At 48.0% G+C, this 22,410-nt stretch carries 19 protein-coding genes and 1 pseudogene; 9 read left to right on the plus strand and 11 right to left on the minus strand.

All coding sequences use genetic code 11. The features are described 5' to 3' along the window. Positions 1–73 precede the first annotated feature (73 nt). A complete protein-coding gene (locus IPL17_RS24365) occupies positions 74–721 on the plus strand; it encodes a TrmH family RNA methyltransferase (protein WP_345309687.1) in 648 nt (215 codons plus the stop codon). On the opposite strand, the gene IPL17_RS24370 is transcribed toward IPL17_RS24365, so the two are convergent. The 5 genes from IPL17_RS24370 to IPL17_RS24390 form a co-directional block, all read right to left on the minus strand. After that, positions 701–1,573: a GDSL-type esterase/lipase family protein gene (locus IPL17_RS24370; RefSeq protein ID WP_345309688.1), complete on the minus strand. Its 873-nt coding sequence runs from the start codon at positions 1,571–1,573 to the stop codon at positions 701–703. The two genes, IPL17_RS24365 and IPL17_RS24370, sit on opposite strands and share 21 nt — an antisense overlap. Then, entirely contained in the window at positions 1,570–4,512 is a 2,943-nt protein-coding gene (locus IPL17_RS24375; protein ID WP_345309689.1) for an FAD-linked oxidase C-terminal domain-containing protein, read from the minus strand. The genes IPL17_RS24370 and IPL17_RS24375 overlap by 4 nt, the downstream gene beginning before the upstream one ends. Before the next feature lie 93 nt (positions 4,513–4,605). Continuing rightward, positions 4,606–5,352 carry a 2,3-diphosphoglycerate-dependent phosphoglycerate mutase gene (gene gpmA, locus IPL17_RS24380; RefSeq protein WP_345309690.1) on the minus strand — a complete coding sequence of 249 codons (747 nt, stop codon included), beginning with the start codon at positions 5,350–5,352 and terminating at the stop codon, positions 4,606–4,608. A 15-nt stretch (positions 5,353–5,367) separates the two neighbouring features. Then, positions 5,368–7,197: a hypothetical protein gene (locus tag IPL17_RS24385; RefSeq protein WP_345309691.1), complete on the minus strand. Its 1,830-nt coding sequence runs from the start codon at positions 7,195–7,197 to the stop codon at positions 5,368–5,370. Continuing rightward, positions 7,194–7,829 carry a hypothetical protein gene (locus tag IPL17_RS24390; protein ID WP_345309692.1) on the minus strand — a complete coding sequence of 212 codons (636 nt, stop codon included), beginning with the start codon at positions 7,827–7,829 and terminating at the stop codon, positions 7,194–7,196. The genes IPL17_RS24385 and IPL17_RS24390 overlap by 4 nt, the downstream gene beginning before the upstream one ends. Positions 7,830–7,912: 83 nt before the next feature. Between IPL17_RS24390 and mutS the strand changes: the two are divergent. From mutS to IPL17_RS24420, 6 genes and pseudogenes are all read left to right on the plus strand, one after another. Next, a pseudogene (mutS, locus tag IPL17_RS24395) lies at positions 7,913–10,452 on the plus strand (DNA mismatch repair protein MutS). Positions 10,453–10,482: 30 nt separating this feature from the next. Then, complete coding sequence (locus IPL17_RS24400; protein ID WP_345309693.1) at positions 10,483–11,298, plus strand: hypothetical protein; 816 nt, start codon at positions 10,483–10,485, stop codon at positions 11,296–11,298. Between the two features lie 117 nt (positions 11,299–11,415). After that, the gene (locus tag IPL17_RS24405; RefSeq protein ID WP_345309694.1) at positions 11,416–11,724 is read left to right on the plus strand and encodes a hypothetical protein; all 309 of its coding nucleotides are present in this window, start codon (positions 11,416–11,418) and stop codon (positions 11,722–11,724) included. Then, complete coding sequence (locus IPL17_RS24410) at positions 11,715–12,035, plus strand: hypothetical protein (protein ID WP_345309695.1); 321 nt, start codon at positions 11,715–11,717, stop codon at positions 12,033–12,035. Before IPL17_RS24405 ends, IPL17_RS24410 begins: the two co-directional genes overlap by 10 nt. Before the next feature lie 449 nt (positions 12,036–12,484). Then, positions 12,485–13,546 (plus strand): glycosyltransferase 87 family protein, encoded by a 1,062-nt coding sequence (locus IPL17_RS24415; RefSeq protein WP_345309696.1) that lies wholly within the window; start codon positions 12,485–12,487, stop codon positions 13,544–13,546. Positions 13,547–13,563: 17 nt separating this feature from the next. Continuing rightward, a complete protein-coding gene (locus IPL17_RS24420; RefSeq protein WP_345309697.1) occupies positions 13,564–14,646 on the plus strand; it encodes a glycosyltransferase family 87 protein in 1,083 nt (360 codons plus the stop codon). A 184-nt stretch (positions 14,647–14,830) separates the two neighbouring features. Here IPL17_RS24420 and IPL17_RS24425 read toward each other — a convergent pair whose 3' ends face one another. The 5 genes from IPL17_RS24425 to IPL17_RS24445 form a co-directional block, all read right to left on the minus strand. After that, positions 14,831–15,496, minus strand: coding sequence for a transposase (locus tag IPL17_RS24425; RefSeq protein ID WP_345309698.1), 666 nt, complete (start codon positions 15,494–15,496; stop codon positions 14,831–14,833). Beyond that, entirely contained in the window at positions 15,489–16,127 is a 639-nt protein-coding gene (locus tag IPL17_RS24430; RefSeq protein ID WP_345309699.1) for a transposase, read from the minus strand. The genes IPL17_RS24425 and IPL17_RS24430 overlap by 8 nt, the downstream gene beginning before the upstream one ends. A 1,139-nt stretch (positions 16,128–17,266) precedes the next feature. Then, on the minus strand, positions 17,267–17,767 hold the full coding sequence (locus IPL17_RS24435) for a hypothetical protein (RefSeq protein WP_345309700.1): 501 nt from the start codon (positions 17,765–17,767) through the stop codon (positions 17,267–17,269). A gap of 272 nt (positions 17,768–18,039) precedes the next feature. Further along, entirely contained in the window at positions 18,040–19,086 is a 1,047-nt protein-coding gene (locus IPL17_RS24440; RefSeq protein WP_345309701.1) for a sodium/proton-translocating pyrophosphatase, read from the minus strand. A gap of 7 nt (positions 19,087–19,093) precedes the next feature. Continuing rightward, positions 19,094–20,491, minus strand: a complete 1,398-nt coding sequence (locus IPL17_RS24445; protein ID WP_345309702.1) for a sodium/proton-translocating pyrophosphatase — start codon at positions 20,489–20,491, stop codon at positions 19,094–19,096. A 180-nt stretch (positions 20,492–20,671) separates the two neighbouring features. Between IPL17_RS24445 and IPL17_RS24450 the strand changes: the two genes are divergently transcribed. Both IPL17_RS24450 and IPL17_RS24455 read left to right on the plus strand, forming a co-directional pair. Next, on the plus strand, positions 20,672–20,833 hold the full coding sequence (locus IPL17_RS24450) for a hypothetical protein (protein WP_345309703.1): 162 nt from the start codon (positions 20,672–20,674) through the stop codon (positions 20,831–20,833). Beyond that, entirely contained in the window at positions 20,808–21,074 is a 267-nt protein-coding gene (locus IPL17_RS24455) for a hypothetical protein (RefSeq protein ID WP_345309704.1), read from the plus strand. The genes IPL17_RS24450 and IPL17_RS24455 overlap by 26 nt, the downstream gene beginning before the upstream one ends. Positions 21,075–21,270: 196 nt before the next feature. Here the strand turns inward: IPL17_RS24455 and IPL17_RS24460 are convergent, their stop codons facing one another. Next, entirely contained in the window at positions 21,271–22,389 is a 1,119-nt protein-coding gene (locus tag IPL17_RS24460; protein ID WP_345309705.1) for an SH3 domain-containing protein, read from the minus strand. Positions 22,390–22,410: the final 21 nt, after the last annotated feature.

Raw genomic sequence — 22,410 nt, forward strand, 5'->3', positions numbered from 1 at the left:
TTTCAATTTTCTACAGATCAATATACGCCGTCAGTTGCCGAAAGTAGCAAAATATTATGTGTATAATCACGATATGACACGATCTTATGAAATCCGCGTGTGTTTGAATACCGCCTGCGGATTACGCTACCCGATCATGGAAGGACATTCTTTTGGAATTCGTTGTCCGCATTGTCTTGGAGAGACTCACACTATTTTGAAGCGGAATATCTCAAAACAAAATGAACCTGACAAAAATAATGAAAACACAACGGAAGAAAAAATGATCGCCGTGCTGGTGGACAATATTCGCTCGGCCTGGAATGTCGGTTCGATCCTGCGTTCGGCAGATGGATTTGGGTTCTCACACGCCTACCTGTGCGGGATCACGCCTACGCCAGAGCAGGACGCAGTGAAAAAGACCTCGCTGGGGGCGGAGGACTTTGTCACCTGGTCGCACCACAAAGATGCGGTCAAGCTCATCAAAGGATTGAAGAAAACAGGCTGGAAAGTGTTGGCATTGGAAGAACATGAACGCGCACACCCCATAGCAGCACAAAAACTGCAGCTGCAAGAAAACATTGTGCTGATCATCGGAAATGAAGTCACAGGCGTGGATCCTGAACTGCTGGATCTCGCAGATGAGATCTATTTTATACCCATGCGCGGACAAAAAAGATCGTTCAACGTTGCCAACGCGTTTTCCATCGCGGCGTACGCTTTAGTTGAGCAGACTCTGTAGAACCTCAAACCATTTCTGGGCGATGATGTCATAGCCGGCGGAGTTTGGGTGATTACCATCATCATAGAGGGTGTCAGGATCGGTAAATAAATCTGACGAATAAAAATCAACCGTCAAAGCGCCATATTGATCGGCTTTCTCGGTGATGATTTGGTTATATAGCTCCACCTGGGCGGACATACGCGCTAATTCATCGGAGGTGATGGATGGAAAGGCTTCGCCCTTGAGGGCGACAGGGCGCTTCGTCTGATCGTCGAGCAGTGCAATGACCACCTGCGCGCCGGTTTTACGTAACTGACTTATGATCAAATCCATGTTCGCGGAAAATCTTTCGGCATCCAGGGCGTCATTTTCATCTGAACCCTCGCCATATTCGTAGAGGTACCACAGATCATTACTCCCGATCCAGACGAGGGCAACCGCACCGCGTCCCTGGGATCTTGCGGCATCCAATTCACTCACAGCGCGCGAAAGTTGGCCTAAAAGCCCCTGATCGCCATTGATAAGTGCATCTGAACTCCAACCTGACCTACCCAAATTCGTCATTTCTGAGTCTGTTCGCACGGTGCCGATCATTTCGAGCAGGCGCCCTGGATAGCCACGACCGGAATCATCTCCGTCGCCTTGAGTCAAACTATCGCCAAGCGCGACCAGGGTCACTGGTCCAGTTGGAAGCGCGGCAGCAGGCGCAAATACTTCAGTCGTCGGCAGAATCTCCGCAATGGCCGAAGGAGTGGGTAGCGACGCGTCTGTCGGAGGAGTTATTGGGGGCATAAACGGCACTGCCGTCAGCGGAATTTCCTGCGAACACGCAAAGAGGAAAAGGGATAATACAAGAATGGTCTTTTTCATAAGTTATCCTTTAAGTAACTTGATATCAACACAAGCGGGTGCTGGGCTTCCCTTTGCGCGCCCTGCTTGATCTGCAACCTACAGGCTGAACCGCTTGAGACAATCAACGACGCTGACGCTTGGCGAAGCGCAGGAAATAATTTCAACTCTCCCACCCGCATTGAGAGATCATAATGCTCGGCATCATATCCGAAGGTGCCTGCCATACCGCAGCAGCCCGCATCGACCACGTCCACTTCAAAACCAAGGACGCGCAACAATGCCAGAGTGGAGGCAGCGCCTGTTGGCATGCCGTCATCCGCAAGCCCTTCGGCACGTTGGTGGCAGTGGGGATGAAAAGTGATCTTCCGGTTATCAGGTTCCAAAATATCTAACTGCTTTTTAGTGGCTATACGCAAATCCTTTATACTATCTGCGCGCAAGAGAAATTCATCCACCAGCCAGACATTTTTCGTAATGGATTCGATCTCCGCGCGACGCTCTGGCAGCAAGCTGACATATTCATGCTTGAGGCAATACACCTCAGGCGGTTCGCATCCAACCACGCTCAAGCCTGCTCCACCATCTATGGCGTTAATCTCCGCGAGGACTTTCTCAGCGTGGCTACGCGCCGCATCAATAAATCCCTTGGAAAGCAGCGAAGCTCCCGCGCCGATCACAGGCAAGGCTATCACATCATACCCGGCGGCTTGCAAGATATCAAATACTGCCTGTTCCACCTGTGGTTCAAGATAACGCGAAAATACATCTGACAAAAAGATGACCTTCTTCTTTTCTGCCTGGCCGCCTGCGCGTGGATACTTATTTCCCTGTTTACTTCCAGCAAGTAACGGGAAAGGCCGCCTATCCGTAATTCCCATAACACCTGCAATTAATTTCCGTGACCAATCCATCTTCATAAAGGCATTCGCCAGCGGAGCTATTGGAGTCAACCATTTTGACACCACGTGAAAATATCCAAATAAATAATCACGCAAATGACGGCGATGAGTCTTGTAATACTCATTCATGAATTCATATTTCAATTTCGGCATATCCACGCCGCTGGGACATTCCGAAGTGCAGCCTTTACAGGCAAGACAGAGATCAAGCGATTCGAAGACTGCAGACGATAGACCATTGACCGTAGACCGTTTATCGTTCACCGTCTTCTGTCCACTGATCAACGCCCGCAGTAAATTTGAACGCCCACGTGTCGAGTTCTGTTCATCCCGCGTGGCTTGAAATGACGGGCACATCACGCCTGTGGTTTTCCTGCACACACCTTGTCCATTGCAATGTTCAATCGCGCCAGCAAGGCCACGCTCGTGTTCAAAATGCAGAGCCGAAGTCCAAACGTTCACGCGATATTCTTCGCCGTAACGCAAATGTGAATCCATAGGCGGCGCATCGAACATCTTCTTCGGGTTCAAAAGATAATCCGGGTCAGCCGCACGTTTGATGGAGCGCATGGCCTCGGTCACTTCCACGCCGTATGTTTTTTCGATCCACTCCCCGGAAACGATCCCGTCACCGTGCTCACTGCTCATCGAACCGCCGAGGCTCAACACCAGACGCAAAACCTGTTCGCCGATACTGCGCATGGCGCGCGCACCCTCCCCTTTTTGCAAATTCAATATCGGGCGGATGTGCAAGCATCCAGCCGAAGCGTGCGCGTAAATTCCGCCTTCGGTGTTGTGCTCTTTCATGATCTTTTCAACTTCGCGGACAAAATCGCCCAGCCGCTCCACAGGCACAGCGCAATCTTCTATAAATGCCGCAGGCCGCGCAGGCTGCGGACGCGAATCCAGAATCCCCAAACCCATTTTGCGAATGTTCCACACACGCGATTGTTCTTCGGGCGACTCTGCAATCGTAACCACGTCACCAAGCTGACGAACCGCATCTTTCAACGCCGACGGTTGGTCCCCGCTAAATTCAATGACCAGCACCGCGGCTGGGTCGCCGGTCATCCACCCCATTTGGCGCGCATAGGCTGGGACTCCGCGCGCCAGTTGAATGATCATCTGCGGAATCAATTCAATGGCACTTGGTTTGAATTCCAGCAAACGCGGAACATCATCACAAGCATCCGCAATGCTCGCGTAAGAAAGAACACCCAGAATTGTATGCTTTGGCTTTGAGACAAGATTTACTTTCGCGCGGCGCATGACCGCGAGCGTCCCCTCACTGCCTGCCAGCAGACTTGCTAGATTAACTCTTGAATTTTGACGGTAGACCGTGGTCGATAGACCGTAATCATTCACATCCCATTGTGAAGGGACAGACGGAGTCCAGGGTAATAAATAATTTAGCCGATAGCCCGCCGAGTTGCGCCATGATCTCGGAAATTTCTCTTTGATCTTCTCTGCATATTGCAAACGAATATTTTCGGCAACTCTGGATAATTTCGAATCGCCATATTCATTCCACGTTTCAAGCGAACCATCACCTAAAATCACATCCGCTGAAATCAAATGATCGGCAGTCATGCCATACAAAATGGAATGTGCGCCAGTAGCGTTGTTGCCGATCACACCGCCCATCGTGGCGCGTTCTGCGGAGGCGGGGTCAGGGCCGAACATCAAGCCCGATTTCGCCGCAGCCCGATTCAGGTCCGCAAGAACGACGCCCGGTTCCACGATGGCTGTATGGGATTCAGAATCGATCTCGATGATGGCATCCAAATAACGCGAGCAGTCCAAGATCAACGCCTCACCAATCGCCTGTCCGCCAAGGGACGAGCCCGCGCCGCGAGGAAGGATCGGCACTTTATATTTCGCGGCAAGCTCCACTGCAGATTGCAGATCATCCTGTGTTCTGGGAATGGCAACGCCCAGCGGCTCGATCTGATACATGGACGCGTCAGTGGAATATAAGACACGCGATGCGGTATCAAATCGCAAATCACCTGTAAAATGCTTTTTCAGTTCATGAAGAAATTCGGGATGAAGAGACATGAAGAGATTCTAATCTGTAATGCGCAAAACGTAAAAAGAAAAGACTCCGATGATGCTGCGATCACCAGAGTCTTCACTCAATTACCAATTACACTATTTCGCCTTGCCTTGATTTGCAACCGCCGCAGCTTTCTTCGCAGCTTCTTCAGCGTCACCAAGATAATAATTCTTTATCGGCTTCAAATCGCTGTCAAGTTCATAGACGAGCGGTAAGCCTGTCGGGATATTCAACTCGGTGATATCGGCCTCGGAAATATTATCGAGATACTTCACCAAAGCGCGAATGGAATTGCCATGCGCCACAACCAACACGCGCCTGCCTGATTTGATCTCAGGCGCAAGCGTGGAATGCCAGTAAGGCAGAACACGATCCAGCGTGATCTTAAGCGACTCTGTGGCTGGCAGCTGCTCGGGGGTCAACGAAGCGTAACGGCGGTCAAACTTTGGGTGGCGTTCATCGGTCAATTCCAAAGATGGAGGCGGGACATCGTAAGAGCGCCGCCAAATCTTTACCTGAGCTTCGCCAAACTTCTCGGCAGTCTCCGATTTGTTCAAACCCTGCAAAGCGCCATAATGACGCTCATTCAACTGCCACGCGCGGATGACAGGCAGCCACTCAAGATTCATTTCCTCTTGAACAAGCCCAAGCGTTTTGATGGCGCGCTTCAGCACAGAGGTGTAAGCGATATCAAAATCGTATCCATCTTCGCGCAGCAGCTTCCCCGCGCCGCGTGCTTCTTCGCGGCCAAGATCGGTCAGGTCAACATCGGTCCAACCTGTGAAGCGGTTTTCGAGATTCCACGTACTTTGTCCATGACGGACGAGAACAAGTTTATACATTTTTCTTTCTCCAATTTAGTTTAATGTTTTTAGTGAATTTCTAATTTCGATTGGCATAAAAACAACTGCAGCGCCATTCAAAGTCCCCTTCGCCAGAAGACCAGCCAATCCCAGCCGCCCGATAATTGTTTCGGGATTATGATAATTCCAATACGGGGATTCTTCTTCATCGCTACCATATTTATCAGTAAAGTCCTTCAAAGGACGCACGCCGTTATTTTCAAGAATCCAATGCATGGCACCCCTCTCTGCACTGTTCAAATAATCATCCCATACACATTGAACAGCTTCAACATCCTGCATTCTTTCAACAATATTGTTTATCAATTCAGCTTTTTTGCCGTAAGCTGTCAATTTCCAAATACGCGCCACAGCCCCTAAAACATCACGCGTGAGGGCATTTAATGTTACCCGAGCACTGGAATCTTCATCAAGCTTGTTCTTCAACAGTTTGCTGTATGTCCGTTTACGGCTCTGTTCCTGATATTTGGCAAGCCACCCGCCCAAGAAAATTTCACCCATCCTTAGTCTAACATCCCAGCCTTCGAGCATGGAATCGTCCGGGCGAAGATCAACTGCAATTTCAAATTCCTTGCGGGCATATTCAAATTCCTTGTCTTGAACCGCCAAGACCATCCTCGCAAAATGCATTATGAATGCGGTTTGGGTGGTAATAACCGAAGCCTTCGAAACCTTATTTAAATATTCAATCGCGAGTTCTTTATTTGGAGCTTCATTCTGCACTTCCATCAGCCCCAAGTTTGCATAGGCAAACATATATTCCGGGTCAACTTCAATGGCGCATTTTGCATATTTTAGCCCTTCCTCTTTTTGCCCGTTTCGTATTAATAAAATGCCAAGCATGTGTACGGCAAATCCGCTTTTTGGATCAAGCTCAACTGCCTTGCGAAAGAATGTTATTTTATCCGCGTCATCTTTTACATTCTGCGCCTTATCCGCCCAAATTGCTGCGCTGGGCGAGATGTTCAATTCAATATCATCGGAGAGCATCTGGGCATAAAAATCCACCTCAGTCCATTCAGCAGTTTCTTCATCCCAAAAGCGGAGCGGACTGGGAGGCACTTCCCTGCCCTCTTGAGCCATTGCAGACAAGACATGCAGCCTCTGTTGAGTTGTCCCAACATCTCCAAGCGCAAAGGCCAGCAAACGCGCATCCACTTCGGGCTTATGAAAGGATAAAAGCAAATCAAGGATAATATCAGCCGCGTTCGGCTCAACCATCAAGCGCAATAGACCATTCACCACAAAAGGTTTCTTTTGAACAAAATCCTCCATCTTCTTTTGGATATGCCGGGGAAGTTCCTTGTCGTTAAGATGCCTGTTTGGTATATCAATTAATTCCTGCAACACTGCCGCAGGCATTAACAAACCTATCGTGGAATACATGGGCGGCGAAGATATGGGTTTTCCGCTCTTTATTGCCTTACGAACTTCGGGCAACAGCGATTGGGCGGGATCGGAATATTCCTCTATTTTTTCGAGCAATTTCACCGCATCCTTCAAATATCCGCTGCGGATCGCCGCCACACCAAGCGCCAACCAGGAGTCATCCAACAAATCATCATAATCACGTCTTACATATTTCTGCGCCAATTGCCAAAGAGTTTCGCTATCATCCACCATGCTCAATACGCTAATGATCAAATCCGTATCCGGATCATCTTCAGGAAGCGTTGTTATTTGCGCGGCAACTCGCGCCGAAAACTCACGTGCCTTTTCATCCTCCCCAAGTCCTGTGTGAAAAACGACAAGGTTTTTCAATGCATATAAATTCCGCGGATCTTGGTTAAGAACCGCGTTCGCCTCTGTAAAAGCCTCATTCATTCTTCCCATAAAATAAAGAATATAGGAATGGTCATTGCGGGGGGCTGTCCACTTTGGGATGAGCCGAATCGCATCGCGCGCGCATTTTGTTCAGCGCCCTGCCATTGACCTGAGCTCAGTTTTCCTGCGAGGCCTCGTGATACCAACTGGCTTTTTTCCATCTGATCATAAGAGACGCCTAATTCTGCGGCTGTTTCTTCCACCATCTTACGCGATATTTCTTCCATTTCACTCATGCTATTTTCGGCTTCATCATCCAAAGTTCCCAGTGCGCGAACCTTATGAATCATTCGTAATGTGTGAGCGAGATACAAATTCTGCATATATAAATTCGCCTTGTAATAATACAACGGCGCAAACCTTGGATGAATCCGCTCGATCTCATCAAGAACTTTTTTAGCTTCATCTTCCTCCCCGGCACGCAAAAGTCCCACCACCTTTGAAATCATGACTTCCGATTTACGCTGCCAGCGGACGGGCGCGTTCTCGATCGCTTCAAAAAATGCTTCAGCGTCTTCGCCGTTAAACAATTCTTCCAATTGCGATAAAAAATCCTCATATGAAGCAGCTTCATTTACAGGTTGGGAAAAAGAAAGTTGTGATTTGGATAAATCATTACGTTTGCCGAACATGGCACACCTCAAAATGGAATGACCTATTTTACCGCCTCATCGCTCATTTTAATCATCATCTTCAAATGGGGTAAAATCGCCCCATGTCCAACGATGATGTCACTCCCGTCCGCCAGCAATATTTAGATATCAAAAAAGAGTATCCCGACTCGATCGTGTTCTTTCGGCTCGGTGATTTTTACGAAACCTTTGACGAAGACGCCGAGATCACCGCGCGCGAACTCGATATTGTACTTACATCGCGCCCCATCGGCAACGGAGTGCGTACGCCGCTGGCAGGCATCCCATATCATGCGGTTGAAAATTATCTGGCGCGCCTGATCGAAAAGGGATATCACGTTGCCATTTGCGAACAGGTTGGTGACCAGCCTGCCAAGGGGATTTTTCCGCGCAAAGTGGTCAGAGTGGTGACTCCGGGGACTGTGACAGAAGCGGGACTGCTGCCCGGCGATGCGAACAACTATCTGACCTCTGTCGTGATTAACGGTGAGACTGCTTCCGTTTCCTATACAGACGTGACCACGGGAGAATTCGCCGTCACCGAACTTCCACTCGAAGCTTTGCGCGCCGAAATTACTCGCCTACATCCCGCCGAAACTATTCATCCTGATAATCAAATCTTGCCTGACGGAATCACAGGTCATCGAACAGCTTTGCCCGCATGGAAATTCGAGCCGGGCAAGTGTAATGAGACCTTGCTTGTGCAATTCAAATCCTCCACATTGAGCGGCTTTGGTCTAAAAGATCACAGCCTTGCAATACGTGCCGCAGGTGCGGTTATACAATATCTCAAAGAGACCCAGCCTGACTCGTTAAATTTATTGACCTCATTACGTGTTTATAGTCTCAATGAATTTATGACATTGGACGCATCCACACGCAGAAATCTTGAACTGGATGAAACCCTGCGAGGCGAGCGCAAAGGTTCGTTGTTGGGAACACTTGATTATTCGATCACCCCGATGGGCAAGCGGCTCATGCATCAATGGGTCAGTCAGCCATTGTTACACGTGGAAAAGATCAATAAACGTCAGGATGGCGTGCAATGTTTTTTCGATCATGGCATGGTGCGCGCTGAATTACGCGAAGCCCTAAAACCTTTGAACGACCTGGAAAGATTGATCAATCGCGTAATTGCAGGTCATGCCCAGCCGCGAGACATGGTGGCGATGAGAAGTACGCTGGGATTTTTGCCGAAGATCAAAGCAGTGATCAGTGAGCAGTTATCAGTTGGACAGTGGACAGTTTGTGAAGAGCAATATTCATTGTTACAAAATGCCATTGACGATGATCCACCGGCGACCCTGCAAAACACTGGCGTCATCAAATCCGGCTACTCTGCAGAATTGGATGGTGTGATCGAAGCCTCCAAACATGCACGGGATTGGATCGCCAATCTGGAAGGCATCGAACGCGAGAAGACGGGTATCAAAACTCTCAAGGTCGGCTATAACAAGGTCTTTGGTTACTTCATTGAAATCTCACGCGGAGCGGCAGACCGGGCGCCAGAGAATTACATCCGCAAGCAGACATTGGTTAATGCAGAGCGCTTCATCACACCGGAGATGAAGGAATATGAAACATTGGTATTGAATGCGGAAGGTAGAATTGAAGAAATTGAAAATCGCCTGTTTCGCGAAGTCTGTGCGGAATTGGCGAAGGCCGCCAGTAAAATATTATCCACGGCACGCGCATTGGCGGAACTGGATGTTCTGTCCGCTCTGGGCGAAGTGGCCGCCCTCGAAGGCTATAACAGGCCAGAGGTCCACGAAGGAAGTGGATTAGAAATCCACGAGGGGCGTCACCCCGGTTGTGGAACAATTATTATCCAATGACAGATACATCCCCAATGATGTCATCTTTGAAAAGGGCGAAGTGGTGCGCATCATCACGGGACCGAACATGGCGGGCAAATCAACCTACTTGCGTCAGGCAGCGTTGATCGTCCTGATGGCGCAGATGGGGTCGTTAGTACCGGCCGGGTCTGCGAAGATCGGGTTGGTGGACAGAATTTTTACGCGCATTGGCGCACAGGATGAAATTCACGCGGGTCAATCCACATTCATGGTGGAGATGGTGGAGGCGGCCAATATTTTGCATCACGCCACTTCAAGATCATTATTGATATTGGATGAGATCGGGCGCGGCACTTCAACGTATGATGGTCTTTCCATCGCATGGGGAATCATCGAATACATTCTACAATCATCCGCATTTGCGCGCGAAGACTTTGTTCGCAACCCATTATCATGAACTGACTCAACTCGCCGACTTGCTGCCTGGCATTCGCAACTATAACGTGGCAGTCAGTGAAGCGGATAATAAGGTGGTGTTCCTCCACAAGATCATCGCTGGCGGCGCAGACCGTTCGTATGGAATCCACGTGGCACAACTGGCGGGATTACCCGCACCTGTTATTGGACGCGCAAACGAGATCATGGCCGAGCTTGAAAAGACTTCAGGGCGCGCGGTAAAGATCAATCCGCAAGCCGCGCAACAGGCGATGTTGTTCCCAGAAACAAGTCCGTTGTTGGACGAGTTGAAAAAATTGGATGTGAATTCGCTCTCGCCCATCGAGGCGTTGAATAAGTTGTTTGAGTGGCAGAAGAATTTTACAAAGTAAGAAGAAATCCATAAAAAATAAGGGCGTCAATTGAAAATAGACCGCGTTAGCTTTGCCCTGGTATTTTTCTTAACCCTGGTTGGATTCGCTGTCCGAATTTCCGCCCCGCTGTCCGCATCCTTCCCGCTAAACGATGGCGGTCTCTTTTACAAAATGATCCTTGATTTGCAGGGAAATCATTTCATCCTGCCGGATTACACCACTTACAACAACGCTGCTCTTCCATTTGCATACCCCCCGTTCGCGTTTTATTTTTACGGCCTGATCGCCAGCGCAGGGCAGGTTTCGGTGCTTAAGCTGATGCAATTCCTGCCATCCATTGTAAGCGCACTGACCATCCCCGCTTTTTATTTTCTGGCAAAAGAGATCCTTGTTTCTAAAGCCCAGGCAGCGCTGGCGCTGTTGGCATTCACGTTCGTACCACGCGCATTCGATTGGCTCATCATGGGTGGCGGCGTGACGCGGGCATTTGGTCTGCTATTCGCATTGCTCGCGATGCGCCAGGCCTATATTTTTTTCTCCCAGCAATCACAGGATACTTCCCTCGCAATGATTGGACTGGGAGCGTTGGTCGTCTACACACACCCCGAAGCGGTGACCCATACCGTCATCAGCGCCGTCTTCTTTTACCTGTGGAAAGACCGCTCAATGAAAGGCCTTATGTGGGCGATAATCGCCGCGCTAGGTATTTTACTTATCACAACGCCGTGGTGGCTGACAATTCTCACAAGACATGGATTGGACCCTTTTCTTGCAGCCATGTTAGCGGCAAAACAAAACAGCTACAACGCGCTTACAGGACTCCTAATTCTGTTTCGCTTTGATTTCACTGAGGAGCCGATCTGACCTTGATCGCGATTCTGGGGTTGATCGGGATATTCACTCTGCTCGCGAAAAGAAATTTTTTATCCCGCTCTGGTTCTTCCTGATGCACCTGGAACCGCGCGGCGGCGCGCTCTTTTTATGATGATTCCCCTGGCCATGTTCGCAGGTATCGGATTGGATCAAACCATCCTGCCGGGGTTGCGCAATTTAAACCTGGGTCAAGGGATGAATAATGAGGATAGGGCTAGCAGTCTACTGAAAGGAAGATCCGTAAAAATATTTCTCGTGATCCTATTCATGTATACCAGCCTGTCTGCTTTACAAGTGGGAGCGAATATCAAACAACAATCCACTTTAAACGAAGCGGACCTGGACGCATTTAACTTGGGTAAAGAAAACACTCCCCGAACAGTCAATTCGCGCTTGTTACGCGAGGATTGCCATTAAATGACTCTTCCTCCGAGTGGTTCCTGGCCTTGACCGAACGCACAAGCCTTGCCACAGTCTTTGGGTATGAATGGATTAATGACGGAAAATTTGGCGCGCGGGTGGATAGCTATCAAAAATTACAGCGATGCGCGCTGCAGGATGTTGCTTGCCTGAATCAATGGGCGCAGGAGATCGGCAGGAATATTTCTTACGTGTACGTCCGAAAACCAGGCAGCAGTCATAGTGCGCTGGATATAAACTTAAGCAACTCCGCGGAATATAAAGCGGTGTATGACACTGCGGAAATTGTGATCTATATGAAACAATGATTAAGAATATCGCAAGGAAAAAAAATCAACACCTTTATTGTTGAAAAAATAGCTTCGTGTCCGCCTGCAGATCGAAGTAAATTGACCAGACCCAACCCCACTCCGAAGCATTGAATCGCAATGTGCTGATAACCCAATTCTGTGTGAGCAGACCATGTTATGAGACAGGCGGTAGTTTTGCGGTTTGAACCTCGGCAAAGTCCGCGTATCTTTCATAATACCTGGGATCCAGCCTCCACTCATTTCCTGCAGAGATAAGATTCTTACAACTCAAAATCATACTCCACATTATTTGGAATGGCATTATCATATATGAATAATCGACAATATGATATTACATTGTCTAAAGTGTATCCGTCACAACAGATTATTGAAAAATAAAAAACATCGCCTAAAATGACCGACGCGGTTTTATGTAGAAATTCATTCTAAAAAAGCAGGCATTTTCCATGAAAACAAACTATAAAAAAATCCTTTACACATCCTTTGCGCTAACCTGTCTTCTTATCATTTTTTGGTTTATCTTATATACGATTAAGCAAAGTGAATTTTGGGATTTCAATGTGTTTTATTCTTCAGCGAGAGTAGCTTTACGAGGGGAAAACATATATCACACTTACGGAGTTGACAAATTCCCATACTGGTATTTTCCTTGGGTATCCTGGTTTTTTATTCCACTGGCATTTTTTTCTTTTGGAACTGCAAAAATAATCTATACATGCCTTACCTTTGCAAGTATTATTTTTATTATTTATTCCACAAGTCGTCATTTTCAAATATCTTTTGCCAGCCAAATGCTCATCGCGGCTATGGCCATGTTAATGTGCTGGCTGCTTTTTCGAGCTGGACAAATGGATTTTATCCTTACGGCAATTATTGTTGCAGCAATTTTTCTAATAGACAAAAAACAAAATTTTCAAGCGGGGTTGTTGTTTCCAATCTTTCTTTTTAAGCCACATTTATTGATCATATTCATTCCTTTTGCCATTTTAAGGGGAGGACAATCTTTTTTACTTTCAGCATTCCTTAGTGTGTTCGTGTTAAGTTTAATAGCATTCATCCGGATACCAAACTGGCCATATGAAATGATACGAATGTTAAACGCAAGCGGACTGCGCACTGACAACCTTTGGGGCTTTACAACACTTTCTGAGTTAATTGGCAGAGAGGAAAACTGGTCTGGAACAGCGAACCTACCAATCACAATCGTCCTATTGTTTTTGACCACTATTATTGTATGGAAAAATCGACATCTGCCAACCGCTCCCTTTTTAGTCCTCACATTATCAGCATCCATGTTATGTGCTCCACGTGCATACTCTTACAACTTTCCATTCCTAATCCCTGCCTTGATCTGGGTAACATCCAAAAAAACAATCCCGACAGTATTAATGTGGCTCAGCGTGGGAGTCATATCCTTTGCAACGAAATTTTCCACTGAAGCATATCTAATCGTTATCGCAACATTTATCTTGTCAACAATTAAGTCAATTAATACTGCGAAACCGTAATTAATATCGGAAGATATATGAAATTCATATCTATAAAAAATATCTTTCATTCAACCTTTGTTTTTTCCATATTTTCCATCAGCTTAATATTACTTTTCACTCAGAATGCAAAAAGTGACTGGCACGATTTTGATGTGTTCTACAGTGCTGCTTCTGCAGCACTGGCGGGAAAATCGATCTACATCATTGTCGGACAGTATCACCTGCCTTTTTGGTATCTGCCATGGACAGCCTGGTTTTACATTCCTTTTGCAATCTGGCCGAAAGCGGTTGGGTTGTTGCTGTACCAAGTGGCATCTGTCATTAGCGCGGTTTTGGTTGTTAGTTCATTGACCAGCTATTACGAGCCAAACTTCAAGATTCAGGACAAAATATTGATACTGGCATTCCTTGTTCCCATGAGTATGCAGCTAATCATGGTGGGACAAATGGACTATATCTTGCTTGGACTAATAGTATTAGTAATTTGGGCTGCCGAGCGCAATAATGATATCCTTGTTGGACTACTCTATCCATTCCTATTAACCAAACCCCATCTCATTATCCCCTTCAGTATTGTTTTATTTTTGCGTTCTGGGAAACGTGCGTTTCTGATCAGCGTTGTCTTTTCGATCGTCATGATACTCATTGAAACAATACTCAGCCCAGGATGGTATTTGGAAATGATACAAAGTTTACAAATATCAGGCCAGAGAGTGGACGGACTGCCATTCTCAACTTTTCCCAGCTTATTGGGATCACAGGAAAATTGGATCGGCACTGCCAATCTGCCATTTACTTTATTGTTAATCGCTCTGGCTATGTTAGTTCTGTGGAAATTTCGCTCTTTGCCCACAATTCCATTCCTTTCCCTTGCTCTCTCTGCATCTCTCTTCTGCGCACCCAGGGCTTACGCCTACGACCTGCCGATGTTAATTCCAGCAATGATATGGTTAACGACACAGAACTTCAAATTATATTGGTGGCTTTGGGCAGGGGTTGGTATATTCACAATACTTGCATTATTTTCATCGAGCATTTATTGGATCGTACTGCTTGTTTTCAGCTTTACTATTTATAAATCCTATACAAGTACCACCAAACCAAAACAATATTTTTAGTTCCTAATGATATTTTCACAAAAAAAGTGTTTATTAACTGTAGTTTCGCCAAATTATAGAATAGAACCTTAAAAACTTGCGCAATCGCGCCACAACCCGACAGCATTAATGCATGCAAAAGCAGGAAGGCCAGGGGAAGCCCTCCAAGGAACCTGGAGCGTGGAATTGCTGCCGTACTTTCCGCTCAGGTAGCAACACGTTCAACAGGCAGGAAGGATTGCAGGATGTTCTCCACCTGTTGAGGTTGCTTTTTGATCTCATGGATCAACGTTCTCAGGAGAGCCTGGAAATGAGAGCGCTGATGTTGACGTTTGCAATCAGCCAGGGAGAGCAGTGGCAGTTTGGGTTTGTAGGTGAGCATGGCACAGTATTGTAAATAGTTGATCGCCAGCACCACGACCGCAAACCACTTTTCAATGGCTTCGAAGGATTGCAGACGGAAGTCACCGAGACCGAGGACTTCTTTGAGATAGAGATTATCGACTTCGGCCGGCCAACGCTTTTGGTAAATTCTCAAGGCTTCCTGAGCCGACAGGGAAGTGTCTGTGCAAAGGAAGTACTTGGGGAAGTGATCCCCAGGGCGCTTCTTTGAGATGATCACGTAGACTTCCTGCTGAACGTTTTCAATATGTCCGGTCACGGTGCGGACGTAATAGGTTCGAGCAGGCTGGTGTTCGTCTACAGCCTCCAGAGTGATCTTCTGGTAAGGCTTGTGCTTGAGCGTTTGGTTGTAGAGATCGACACGTTGCTTCTCTATTTTTCGATTGGATTTGAGTGCACACACTACCTGCCATTTCTGACGCAGGCAGAATTTGATCAACTTTGCAGAGGAGTACCAAGAGTCAAACAAGACGTAGACTTGGCACCCTGCGGGCAAGTTCTTTCAGTTCGATCAACATCTCGCGTGCCAGGTTGTACTTACTACGATACTGCAAGCGGTGGTCTTTGGATCGTTCACGATTGAGTTGACGAACTTTCTTCTCGCGCAAATATAGCCGCGTGTCGAATAGAAAGCTGAACGGTCCGATCTGAACATGTAATTCAACATACACGTAGCCATTGCTCCAGGATTGCTTCTTCTTGCTGCTCTCGTTGTGATTATGATGAATATCCACGGCTTGCAAACTCTTGGTGGCTTTTCCTTTTTTACCCAGACTGTCATCCAGCCCGGCCATGATCTTGATCGGCAAGCCTGCTTGGCTGGCAAGTTCCAGGGCTTTCATCAGCATGAATTTCTTGCGTGGTTTCCCGATCAGGTCCACCCTCCACGGACTTTCTCGAAAGAAATCCGCCAGCGCTTTGGGATCAAGTGAAACATGGAACAAGCGTGATAGGTCGCTCAGTGTCTTTCTCTGGTTACAGACGATCAAGGCATCTACGATCTGAAGTAAGTGTCGGATCTGCGGTTGGTAAAGTGCAAGTTGGAGAGCAAAAATATATGTCGCTAATGCTTCAGAATGTTGTACAATCACGGGGAGCATTGGGAACCTCTGGTCTTTGGATTGGTGTGCAAACTTATCCTACCAGATTTTCCAATGCTCATTCCATTATTTTGGCGAAACTACAGTTATTAAGAATTTGGGTAGCTTAGAGAACTACCAAATTCATTCAGTCCTACCAGTCAACACTCAGTTTATAGAAAGGCAGTTCCTTGGGAACTTCTTTCTCCCCCGACTTAGACACCCACAAATGTTGCAAATCCTCATCGATTTATTATGTAGAGCTTAATCGTGCAAAATGCACCAATTTTTCTTATAAGAGGCAACAGAAAAAACTAGGTGGAATCGGAGCTCCTGCCTGACCCAAACTGAGCTATATCAGGTCTCTTCTTTGATTAACTTGCATCTTTCAGACCAGCGTATGTCTCATTAATAGTTTGTTATTACACATACTTCAAATTTCGCTACCCAATCAGTTGATTCGACAAATCTTTTTATTCTAAATAATTAATGCTAACTTTATATTTTTCGACTACTACCTAGTCACCAGATTAAACCCGATGAGTGCCCACAAAAAAACACCAGTATTAAACACCCATCGCTTAACAATAGAAGAAGATTGTAAAAGGATGACAATGCCCAATACATAAACTTCTGGAAGAACACGAAAAAATCCCCAATCTTCAACCCAAACAGCCTGGTTTAGAAAAAGCATCATTGTTACATATATACACCAGGATATTTTTATAGCCAGCAAGCTTTTGGAACGCGAAAGCGTCAACACAACTAACAACGCAAAAATACCAAGGAAAAGGACTTCAATTAACCAAATGGCCTGAATAAAATCTGCGGGGGGATAATCAAATAAACAAAGCGAAACAAGCCAAGCAATGGAAATCCAAAACCATCTTTAAAATGAATAACCCGAATTATCTGACCACTCCAATTATTTTCCACCAGCACACGCCATAGCACATAACTAATGGCGGAATCGCAGAAACCATAAATTCAAAAAGTTCTGGCCCTTATGAGTAAAAATAATAGTTGCCAGTAAGATGCCCGAAACGACAAGGGTCGTCTCTCTGGTCAGGAAAGCCAGCACAAAAAACACACCTGCCAAATATTGACGTTGTTGAAGCAAATATAGGATTGCAGCCAGTAGAAATACCATTGCCACTATTTCAGTCGTATCGCGAGAGCGTAAATAAAAAAGCCGGGTAAAGGACAAAAGCAAGTCCCCATGCTACATGCAAATGCACCATCTTCGCAAAACGTGCTCCAAGCCATGCCATCAAACATAAAGCAATATAATTTACAAACACCAAAGCGAAAGGAACATAGACGGCCTGACCAAGAGAAAATAGGCGAGCTAGGAGCGGATAGACGATACGTGCTTGACGGTAAGCAGGGTAATCAAGCCTAATCCCAAAATCGATCTCTTTTTCTGTAAATGGCGTCAATGCCATTCGATAATAAAATTGACCATCATATCCTTCTGAATTTTGTAGGATTTTCAATCCTGACGGAGCGGTATTAGCATTTGTAAAGACATCCCCCGCAACAACAAAAACAGAGAAATCATATTGATGCACAGACAACCGAGCAATGAGAAAAATGGCATACGCAACCGCAACAATCACAACTGTGATAACTGGAAAGTCAGATCTTTGTAGAACTTTCATACTAAACTCCAAGAATTTAATTAATAGATATCAACCAAACATGCTTGAACAATAAGTCACGATTGCAAACTGGCAATCTTACTGTTTTAATCCCAAATTCTCCGAAAAAGCAAATACCCAGCACCCGCATTTACTTTTTAAAGTTATTAAGCTTATTTGTATCCATTTTACTGACATTGCATAGGTGTGTAATACAACCCATAAAGATTTTTCGTCTAAGCCAATAGAAACCACTAAATCAAGCCCGCACTGTTAAGGCACAATTGCCGGTATTATTGAGAATTCCCCAAAAGAAAAAGACCCGCCATTTCTGACGGGTCTTTTAAACTTATATTACTTCTTCTTACTCTTCTTCGGCGCTTCCACTTCAATACTGCCATCGATGGCGCGGAAGCCTTCGAGCGCATGACCGCCCAGGCCAGCAGGCCGAGCAAGGCCAGGCCGACGGCGTACACCGCGATCTGAGTCCCGCCGCTTGCGTCGGAATATTTCACCACGATCGGGGCAATGATAACCGCTACAAGGTTCACAACCTTGATCATCGGGTTAAGGGCGGGGCCGGCTGTATCCTTGAACGGATCACCGACCGTGTCACCCACCACGCCAGCTTTGTGACGTTCGGAGCCTTTGCCAAGGTTCCTGGCCGGGTCTTTGGGTTCATCTTCGATCAACTTCTTGGCATTGTCCCATGCACCGCCGGAGTTGTTCAGGAAGACGGCCAATAGCTGACCAGAGACGATGATACCCGCCAAAAAGCCGCCAAGCGCTTCGACCTGCAGGAACAAGCCGACCACGATCGGGGTCACGATGCCTAGCAGGGCGAGTGAGACCAATTCCTTTTGCGCGGCGGTTGTTGAAATTTCCACAGCCTGCGCGTAATCGGGTTTGACCTTGCCGTCAAGCACGCCCAGTTTGAACTGACGGCGCACTTCCAACACAATCAGAGAAGCGGCGCGCGCCACAGCCTGGATCGCGAATGAAGAGAACAACCACGGCAGAGCGCCGCCGATCAACATGCCCACGAAGACTTGCGGAACATCCACGCGGATACCGATCGACTGGATCTGCTGGGCAACTGACATTCCCAAACTGGCCTGCGCGCGCGAAACATCCACAAGGAATGAACCAAAGAGCGAAACCGCCGCGATCACAGCCGAGCCGATCGCCACACCTTTGGTAATGGCTTTGGTCGTGTTGCCGACCGCATCCAGGTCAGCCATGATCTGCTGGGCTTCCTTGGTGGCTTTATCTGTTTTACCAGACCAGGACATTTCACCGATGCCATTCGCGTTATCGGCGATGGGGCCAAAGGAGTCCATGGCCACGTTATTGCCGGGTCAATGTCAACATACCGATACCGGTCATCGCGACACCGTACAAAATAAATGTCGAGCGGCCAACGGCATCCAAAGCCGGGTTTTGGATCGTGCCAAAAATGGCGATGGACGCAATAATGGTCAAAGCGATCACGAGCACAGACCAGACGGACGATTCAAAACCAAGCGAGATACCATTAAGGATCAGAGTCGCGGGACCTGTGTCCGCGGCTTTCTTGACATCGTTCACTGGAGAAGCGTGTGTACCGGTGAAATATTCGGTCAAGCGGTCAATCACGATCGCCAGCAGAACACCAACACCAACGGCCATCGGCAAACGCCACCATCCACCCCACGCGCTCATTTCGGGAGTATTCAAATACAGGAAACCCGCGATAAAGAACAACGCGGCAGAAACCACAGCCGAGGTAAGGAAACCGCTGAAAATGGCTTTCATGGCGTCTTCGCTCTTGCCGGTCTTACCAGCCTTCACGAAATATGTGCCGATGATGGAAGAAAGCACACCGATACCGCGCACCATCAAGGGGAAGATCACCCACTCAAGGCGGCCGGTAATGTGCCAGAGAGCCAGACCAAGAATAAGTCCGGAAACGATCGTGACTTCATAGGATTCGAAAATATCCGCGGCCATACCAGCGCAGTCACCGACGTTATCACCAACGAGGTCGGCGATCACAGCCGGATTTCTCGGGTCATCCTCAGGGATGCCTGCTTCGACCTTACCGACCAGGTCAGCGCCGACGTCAGCCGCTTTGGTAAAGATACCGCCGCCCACACGCATGAACAATGCCAGCAGAGTACCGCCAAAGCCAAAGCCGAGCAAAGCATCCGGCGCGGCAATGCCGAGGATCATGAAGATGATCGTTCCGCCGAGCAGACCCAATCCATCGGTGAGCATGCCGGTCACTGTGCCGGCGCGATACGCAATGCGCAAGGCTTCGCCAAAGGAACGCTTGGAGGCGGAGGCAACACGCACATTGGCTTCAACCGCCATACGCATGCCGATGCGTCCGACCGCGAGCGAAAAACCTGCGCCCATAATGAAGGCGATCGCGCGCGCAAAGCCGATCAGCATACGAACCTGATCCGGCGTGGAACCGCTGAATCTTTCCAGGGCTTCAGGAGTTGGCGGAACAATATAGACAGAGAAGAACAACACAACCGTCAAGATCGCAATTAAAGGCAAAATGGAGCGCATCTGCTTTTGTAAATAAGCGTTCGCTCCATCTTTGATCGCATTCCAGACTTCCTGCATTTTCTCGGTGCCTTTGTCCTCCCGCAATATCTGGGAACGCAAAAATACCGCGTACAACAAGCCAACAATTGCGATGGCAAATATTGCCCAAATCGCGGCGGTCTCCATTGGGGTAAGTCCCATTTCTAACATGTAGGTTATTCCTCCCGGGGAATTATAGGATTAGGATAGGCTTGCGCCTATGCACGCAGATTTTACAGTCGCACAGACAATGTGTCAAGCAAAACGATCTAAAGTAATATTTGCGTTGACATTCTGGTTCTAATTTGATAATATTCGTCCAATTCTGCGACACACCTAAAGGAGAAACCCATGTTACAAGAATTAGACGTACAGACGATCACACTTACCACAGCTGCTTCACAGGCTGTCCAGAACATTCTGACGGAACGGAAACTGGAAGGCTACGCCCTCCGTGTTTACGTCGCCGGGCGGCGGATGCTGCGGCGTGAACTTTGGGATGGCATTGGATAACAATATTCAGGATGCCGACAAGACCTTTGAAGCGAACGGAGTCAAACTGGTGGTTGATCCAACTTCCATTGATTACCTGCTCGGCGCGACGATCGATTTCGTGAACGATCCCCAGCATGGCGCCGGCTTTGCGGTCAACAGCCCGAATGCCAAAAAAGAACACGCCCACGGCGAAGGCGGCTGTGCCTGCGGCAGTAATGGCGGCGGATGCGGCGGCGGTTCCTGCTCTTGCAATAATTAAATTTGACCCAAACAAAAATGACCGGACATCCGGTCATTTTTGTTTTAATGCCGCTTTCCGGTCAACGCCTGCAGGGGTGATCTTCACAACCTACCTCCCGCGTAGGAAGGAAATTAATGCGCCTAACCCTCCAATAAAACCAAGACCGAAGATCAAAAGTCCGATCGGCACACGCCCCGTGTCCAATGGTTCATCGCTAAAAGTGGCGATCACCCAACGGCGCCGGCGGAGTAAAGGTCGGCAAGCGGGTTGAAGTGACAGGCGCGATGAAGGCCGCCGCGAGCGTGGGGTCAATGGTTGGGGTCGAAGCGAATGTAGGTGTGGCCGGCGCAACGATCCTTGGCAGCTTCCCGTTTTTTGCAATTCGCACATAGGGCGCGTAAACCCAGGCTACCGAATTCGGAACACCGGGATAATAGATCTGTATCCAATTTTCATCCTCAGAGTAACCATAAGCGGGGATCTCCTGCCCAGCCAGCAGTACCCCAATGGCCGGGTAGAGAAAATCACTTGGACCGGAATAAACATTGATCTGGAGCAGGTCAAGAAAAACGGCAACGATTGCGCCGGAGGGGGTGCCGGTCACCGTCGGGATGGAGCCGGTCGGCTGTTGGGCAAAAGCAGGGGGCTGCGTGAAGGGATGCAGAGCGAATGTACCGCCCAAAAATATAAAAAAAGCCCAAACCAAAAGCCTTATCTTGCGCACAGACATATTAGCGGCGGTGTGAAACCAGGGAAAGTAAAAACCGATCATTCCCAGAATAACCAGCGCAAGAATAACAACTCCCCTGGGTACGGAATTTATGGAATTCGCGGATGGTATCTGGGTAAAAGACGGCGTGTTCAAGGATGGCGGCGGTGTAAAAGTAGGCGGACGGGTACCGGTGGGAAGCACATTGAACTGCGCGGCCAGCGTCGGGTCTATGGTGGCTGTTGCAGGCTGCGGCGGAGTGGGAGGCGCTCCCACTACCTGCAGGGCTCCCCCGGAAACCTGTACGAGCGGCGAGTAGACCCAGCCTTGATTGTACGGCGCGCCGGGAAATTCGATCTTGATCCAGTCACCGCCTTGTGATCTGCCTAAAGCCGGGGCAGTATCGCCTCTCGACAAGGTGCCTACGATGGGGTAAATGGCGGAACTCGGTCCCATACGCACATTGATCTGTGGTTCCTCTGTGGTGACGGTGATAAAAATCCCCGAAGGCACATTTGTCGGCTGCTGGGCCAGCACAAAGACAGGTGTTGATGCGAAAAAAATCCAATAGGAAAAAAGGATGGGAAGGATGCCAAAAGGGATGTGAAACCAGATACGCTTCATTTTCGTAGTTATTCTTTAGGA

Source organism: Candidatus Villigracilis saccharophilus, from assembly GCF_016711665.1.

Coding starts and splice junctions, on each gene's coding strand:
- IPL17_RS24365 (WP_345309687.1), top strand. CDS start 74: ATGACACGATCTTATGAAATCCGCGTGTGTTTGAATACCGCCTGCGGA.
- IPL17_RS24370 (WP_345309688.1), bottom strand. CDS start 1,573: ATGAAAAAGACCATTCTTGTATTATCCCTTTTCCTCTTTGCGTGTTCG.
- IPL17_RS24375 (WP_345309689.1), bottom strand. CDS start 4,512: ATGTCTCTTCATCCCGAATTTCTTCATGAACTGAAAAAGCATTTTACA.
- gpmA (WP_345309690.1), bottom strand. CDS start 5,352: ATGTATAAACTTGTTCTCGTCCGTCATGGACAAAGTACGTGGAATCTC.
- IPL17_RS24385 (WP_345309691.1), bottom strand. CDS start 7,197: ATGAATGAGGCTTTTACAGAGGCGAACGCGGTTCTTAACCAAGATCCG.
- IPL17_RS24390 (WP_345309692.1), bottom strand. CDS start 7,829: ATGTTCGGCAAACGTAATGATTTATCCAAATCACAACTTTCTTTTTCC.
- IPL17_RS24405 (WP_345309694.1), top strand. CDS start 11,416: ATGATGATTCCCCTGGCCATGTTCGCAGGTATCGGATTGGATCAAACC.
- IPL17_RS24415 (WP_345309696.1), top strand. CDS start 12,485: ATGAAAACAAACTATAAAAAAATCCTTTACACATCCTTTGCGCTAACC.
- IPL17_RS24420 (WP_345309697.1), top strand. CDS start 13,564: ATGAAATTCATATCTATAAAAAATATCTTTCATTCAACCTTTGTTTTT.
- IPL17_RS24430 (WP_345309699.1), bottom strand. CDS start 16,127: ATGCTCCCCGTGATTGTACAACATTCTGAAGCATTAGCGACATATATT.
- IPL17_RS24435 (WP_345309700.1), bottom strand. CDS start 17,767: ATGAAAGTTCTACAAAGATCTGACTTTCCAGTTATCACAGTTGTGATT.
- IPL17_RS24440 (WP_345309701.1), bottom strand. CDS start 19,086: ATGGACTCCTTTGGCCCCATCGCCGATAACGCGAATGGCATCGGTGAA.
- IPL17_RS24445 (WP_345309702.1), bottom strand. CDS start 20,491: ATGTTAGAAATGGGACTTACCCCAATGGAGACCGCCGCGATTTGGGCA.
- IPL17_RS24450 (WP_345309703.1), top strand. CDS start 20,672: ATGTTACAAGAATTAGACGTACAGACGATCACACTTACCACAGCTGCT.
- IPL17_RS24460 (WP_345309705.1), bottom strand. CDS start 22,389: ATGAAGCGTATCTGGTTTCACATCCCTTTTGGCATCCTTCCCATCCTT.